General features: G+C 72.7%; 4 protein-coding genes and 1 tRNA gene. 2 read left to right on the top strand and 3 right to left on the bottom strand.

What is annotated here, in order from left to right; translation table 11 throughout:
• Positions 1 to 5 precede the first annotated feature (5 nt).
• Positions 6 to 79, bottom strand: a tRNA-Met gene (locus GT030_RS29640).
• Positions 80 to 144: 65 nt separating this feature from the next.
• Complete coding sequence (locus GT030_RS29635; protein WP_161203725.1) at positions 145 to 1,278, bottom strand: dihydrofolate reductase family protein; 1,134 nt, start codon at positions 1,276 to 1,278, stop codon at positions 145 to 147.
• A gap of 170 nt (positions 1,279 to 1,448) precedes the next feature.
• Between GT030_RS29635 and GT030_RS29630 the strand changes: the two genes are divergently transcribed.
• Positions 1,449 to 2,072, top strand: coding sequence for a hypothetical protein (locus tag GT030_RS29630; protein ID WP_161203724.1), 624 nt, complete (start codon positions 1,449 to 1,451; stop codon positions 2,070 to 2,072).
• Between the two features lie 170 nt (positions 2,073 to 2,242).
• A complete protein-coding gene (locus GT030_RS29625) occupies positions 2,243 to 4,546 on the top strand; it encodes an N-acetylmuramoyl-L-alanine amidase (protein ID WP_161203723.1) in 2,304 nt (767 codons plus the stop codon).
• A gap of 43 nt (positions 4,547 to 4,589) precedes the next feature.
• On the opposite strand, the gene GT030_RS29620 is transcribed toward GT030_RS29625, so the two are convergent.
• Positions 4,590 to 4,895: MerR family transcriptional regulator (locus GT030_RS29620; protein ID WP_161203722.1), on the bottom strand; the 306-nt coding region annotated here is incomplete at its 5' end.

Genomic DNA, 4,895 nt, shown 5'->3' with positions numbered 1-4,895 from the left:
TTCAGTAGCGGGGACAGGATTTGAACCTGCGACCTCTGGGTTATGAGCCCAGCGAGCTACCGAGCTGCTCCACCCCGCGTCGTTGTGTCTCAAGCATACGTCATCCGCGGGGCCCGGCGCACACACGCCGCCGTGACGTGGGCCTCAGTGCGGAAGGTGAGCGTTCGGCCGCTGTGCGAGAGCGGCGTACTCGGGCACCGTCACCACGTCCACGCCCCCCGCCGCCAGCGCACCCGCGCCGTCGGCCGCGGTGACGAAGGTGTCCGGCTCGCGCCAGGCGGTGACCACCCGGCGTACCCCCGCTTCGAGGATGAGCCCGGCACACGGGACGGGCCGGGAGGCGCGGTGGGCGCAGGGCTCCAGGCTGCTGTAGACAGTGGCGCCGGGCAGGCGCGGGTCGGCCGGGTCCAGCTTGGCGAGCGCGGCCTCCTCGGCGTGGACCACCGGGTCGCCGCCCTCGCGGGAGTGGCCGCGCGCCAGCTCGGTGCCGTCCGCCGCGACGATCACCGCGCCGACGCTGAAGGCCGTGTCCGAGGGGGGGCACAGCGCGGCCAGCTCGCAGGCGGTGCGGAGCCAGTGCCGGTCGGCGGCGGTCTCCAGCGGGCCGGTGCCGGGGGCGGTGGGCTCGTACCGCATCAGGACGACGTCCTCGATCCGACGGGTGCCGGTCAGCCGCAGCCGGCCGCCCTGGTACGCGCCGGGGCCGAAGAGGCGGGGGGCGTCCGGGTCGCCGACGAAGAGCGGGGCGAGGACGAGCTGGAGTTCGTCGGCGAGACCCTGCTGGAGGAGCTGGGTGTGCACGGTGCCGCCGCCCTCCACCATCAGCCGGCGCACCCCGCGCACGTCGTGCAGGTGCGCGAGCAGCGCCCGCCAGTCGAGGCCGGCGCCGAGCGGGACCACGTCGGCGGTGTCCCCGAGGAGGGCCGTGGCCCGCTTCGCCCCCGCGTCGGTCGTGTAGAGGAGCTTCTCGCCGCCGGTGTGCCAGAAGTGGGCGGCCGGGTCGAGATCGCCGGACCCGGAGACGGCCACCTTCAGCGGGTACTCCGCCCGCCCCCCGGCCACCCGGGCAGCGCGCCGCTCGGGCGAGTTGACCAGGAGCCGGGGGTTGTCGGCGCGGATGGTCCCAGCGCCCACGAGGATCGCGTCCACCGAGGCCCGTACCTCGTCCACCCGGTCGAAGTCGGCGGGGCTGGAGAGCAGCAGCCGCTCGGGGCCGGTGTCGTCCAGGTATCCGTCGAGCGAGACGGCGGCGGACAGCAGGACATGGGGGCAGGGCATCGACGCGCTCTCCGGACTCTCGGCTCTACGGACTCTGGGCTCCACGGGCGGGCACTCCCTTTGTACTCCGTACCGGTGTGCACCCTGCCCGGGCGGGGATGAGTACGGCTACTCATCCCCGGCGCGCGGTGCGGCCCCACTGTGGGATCACCGAACCGAAGGAGATCTCGATGCCGCACGCCATCCGCCCCCGCCGCCTCCTCACCCTCGCCACCGGCAACTGGCTCTCGCGGGGTTATCTCGCGGTGCTCGCCGTCTCCGTGGTGGCCATGTCCGCCTTCCCGGACAGCGAAGTGGGCCTGGACCCGATGATGCTCACGGCGCCGCTCTCCTTCCTGGGCACGGCCTTCCCCTTCGGTCCCGGTACCGAGGGGAGCCTGGGGGTCGAGGTGCTGGCCACCGGGTTCTGGGTGGGACTGCTCCTGCTGGGCGCCCTCGGGAACGCCGCCGCACTCGGCGCCCTCGCCTCCAGATCCGCCGGCGCGCCTCCCCGGCACCGGATGCGGGCCCTGCTGGCGCCCGCCGTGGACAACTGGCTTTCGCGCGGATACCTCGCGGTGGTCGCGGCGGCGATCGGGGTCTTCCTCTACGCCGTGTGCCTGTCGCCCGACCCCGGTTTCGCCGGGATCTGGCCGCTCATGGCCACGGCACCGCTCAGCATCGTCGCCATCACGCTGTCCGGACCCATGGGGGGCGGCTCGCTGAGCCTGGTGGTCTTCACCGTCGGTACCGCTCTGGCCGGGCTCTGCAACGCCGTGCTGCTCGGCCGGCTCGTGCGTGCGCTGCGGCGCTGAAACCCACGGCCAGGTATGGACCAGGGAAAAAACTGTATAAGCCACTGGATGGCATGACCTCATCAGTTACGGTGCCCCTTTGGTCATCTCCTTCACCAAATCCCCCTGGGGAGGGGGGGTCGTGAAGGCTCCGGCGGCCAGTCACCTCAGGGAAGGGCACCAGAACCGGTATGAGAGCACGTTGGTGGGGGACGGGCGCGGTCGTCGCGGCGGCCGTGTGCGGGACGTTGGTCGTCCAGGGGGTGAGCGGCGGGGACTCCGGGCACGACGGGAAGGCCGCCGCCCCGGTACGGGACCGGGTGCGGTCGGCCGCGCTGGACGTGCGGGGGGACGGGACCGGCGCGACGCTCGCGCGGCGGGACGCCAAGCCGTTCAGCATGCTCGGGGTGAGCTGGGAGAAACCTTCCGCCAGGCTGGCCGGCAAGGTCGAGGTGCGGTCGCGGGCCGTCGGGTCCGGGAAGTGGTCGGACTGGCTGCTGCTGGACAGCGACCGGGGCGCGGGCGAGCAGAACGCCGCACGCGGCGGCACCGAGCCCGCGTGGGTTGGGCTGTCGGACGGTGTCGAGGCGCGGATCAACGGCAAGGCCACCGCGAAGCTGCCCGCCGGGCTCCGGCTCGACATGATCACGGCGGGCGGGAAGAGCACCGGCGGTGACGCCGAGCCCGCGGCCTACGTCGCGGACGGGCCGGACGACACCGAGGAGCCGGTCGCCACCGATACCCCCACTCCGACGTCCGAGCCGACCGACGGCACCACCACGGACCCCGCCCCGCCGGAGGAGACCACCGCCGAGCCGTCGGCCGGTGAATCCACGACGGAGCCTCCGGCCGAGTCCCCCTCGGCATCCGAAAGCACCGGGAGCACCGGGAGCACCGGACCGACCGGCTCGGCGTCGCCCTCGGACTCCGCCACGCCCTCGCCCTCCCTGTCCGTCCCGGCCGCGCCGCGCTCCACGGTGCCCCGGCCGCCCATCACCCCGCGCTCGGGGTGGAAGGCCGACGAGTCCATCAGCCCCGAGGCGCCGACGTACATCGACGGCAAGATCAAGGCGGTGGTGGTCCACCACACCGCCTCGACCAACGACTACACCTGCGCCGAGGCGCCGTCGATCATCAACGCGGTCTACACGTACGACGTGACCGGGCTCGGCTGGAAGGACCTCGGCTACAACTTCGTCGTCGACAAGTGCGGGACGATCTACGAGGGCCGCAAGGGCGGGGTCGACCTGCCGGTCGTCGGCGCGCACGCGTACGGCTTCAACTCGCAGACGACCGGTATCGCGGTCCTCGGCACATACGTCGACTCGCCGCCCCCGATGGCCGCGATGGCCTCGGTGGCGCGTCTCGCCGCGTGGAAGCTGGGCCAGTACGGGGTGCAGCCGGACGCGACGGTCACCCTCACCACCGCGCTCAGCGGGCAGAACCTCGCGGGGCGGACCTGGGAGCCGGGCGAGGAGATGACGCTCCCCGCGATCCACGGCCACCGGGACGGATACAACACGTTGTGCCCCGGTGACGCCTTCTACGCCGCGCTCGGCACCGTCCGCACGCTCGCCGCGGGTCCCGTCACGGGCCTCACCCTCGGTGCGGTCACCGGTACGGCGACGGTCGGGACGACCCCGTACACCAACGGCCCGCTCACGGTGAGCTGGTCCACGACGACGCCGGCCTCGCTGATCTCGTCGTTCCGGGTCCTGGTCGACGGCAGGACGGCGGCGACGGTCGCCGGTTCGGCCACCTCCGCCAAGCTGACGCTGCCGGCGGGGACGCACAAGGTGCAGGTCGAGGCGGTGCACCAGTCGGGCCGTACGGCCACCAGCGCGACGCGGACGGTCGTCGCCGACACCACCGCGCCCACCTTCACCACCAAGCCGAACCTCTCGCTGCGGACCGGCACGGTCAGCACCACCGCCGTCCCCCTCACCCTCGGCTGGAAGGCCGCGGACAACGTCTCCCTGAAGGAGACCCGCCTCACCGCCCCGCTCGCCAGGACCTACGGCCCGACGGTCACCAGCGCGGCCCAGACCGCCAAGTCCGGTGCGGCCACGGCCTGGGCACTGCGGGCGTACGACACCCTCGGCAACTCCGCGAGCGCCTCCGTGACGGGCACCCCGGTGATCCTCCAGGAGACCTCGGCGACCAGGTCCGGCACCTGGACCACCAAGTCCTCCGCCAGCTACCTGGGCGGCAAGTCCTTGAGCAGCAGCACCAAGAACGCCTCACTGACCTGGACCTTCACCGGTCGCTCGGTCGCGTGGGTGGTCTCCCGCGCGTCGGCCTCCGGCCAGGCGGACATCTACGTGGACGGCACCAGGCTCACCACCGCCGACCTGAAGTCCTCGGCCACGGCCTACCGCAACGCCCTGTGGACCAAGACCTGGCCGACGAGCACGAAGCACACGCTGAAGATCGTGGTCCGCGCCACCACCGGCCGCCCGGCCATCACGACGGACGGGATCGTGTACCTGAAGTAACCCGCCGCCTGAGGGCCCGCCGAAACCGGCGGGCCCGCTCACTTCAGGCGTCGGCAGACGGGCCGAGCGACGCGCCGGCACGGCGGTACTCGGCGTTGATCCGCTGGGCTTCCTCAAGCTGGTCCTCGAGGATGATGATCCGGCACGCGGCCTCGATCGGCGTGCCCTGGTCCACGAGTTCACGCGCGCGCGCCGCGATCCGCAGTTGATAGCGGGAGTAGCGGCGGTGTCCGCCCCCGGAGCGCAGAGGCGTGATCAGTCGGGCTTCGCCGAGGGCACGGAGGAAACCGGGCGTGGTACCGATCAGTTCGGCGGCCCGGCCCATCGTGTAGGCGGGGTAATCGTCGTC

This window comes from Streptomyces sp. SID1328 (assembly GCF_009865595.1).
GTDB lineage: Bacteria > Actinomycetota > Actinomycetes > Streptomycetales > Streptomycetaceae > Streptomyces > Streptomyces griseoluteus.
This window is presented reverse-complemented; position numbering and strand designations above follow the sequence as displayed.

Bases quoted from the DNA above. Each gene is read 5' to 3' on its own strand.
- GT030_RS29630 (WP_161203724.1), top strand. From the start codon at position 1,449: ATGCCGCACGCCATCCGCCCCCGCCGCCTCCTCACCCTCGCCACCGGC.
- GT030_RS29625 (WP_161203723.1), top strand. From the start codon at position 2,243: ATGAGAGCACGTTGGTGGGGGACGGGCGCGGTCGTCGCGGCGGCCGTG.
- GT030_RS29635 (WP_161203725.1), bottom strand. From the start codon at position 1,278: ATGCCCTGCCCCCATGTCCTGCTGTCCGCCGCCGTCTCGCTCGACGGA.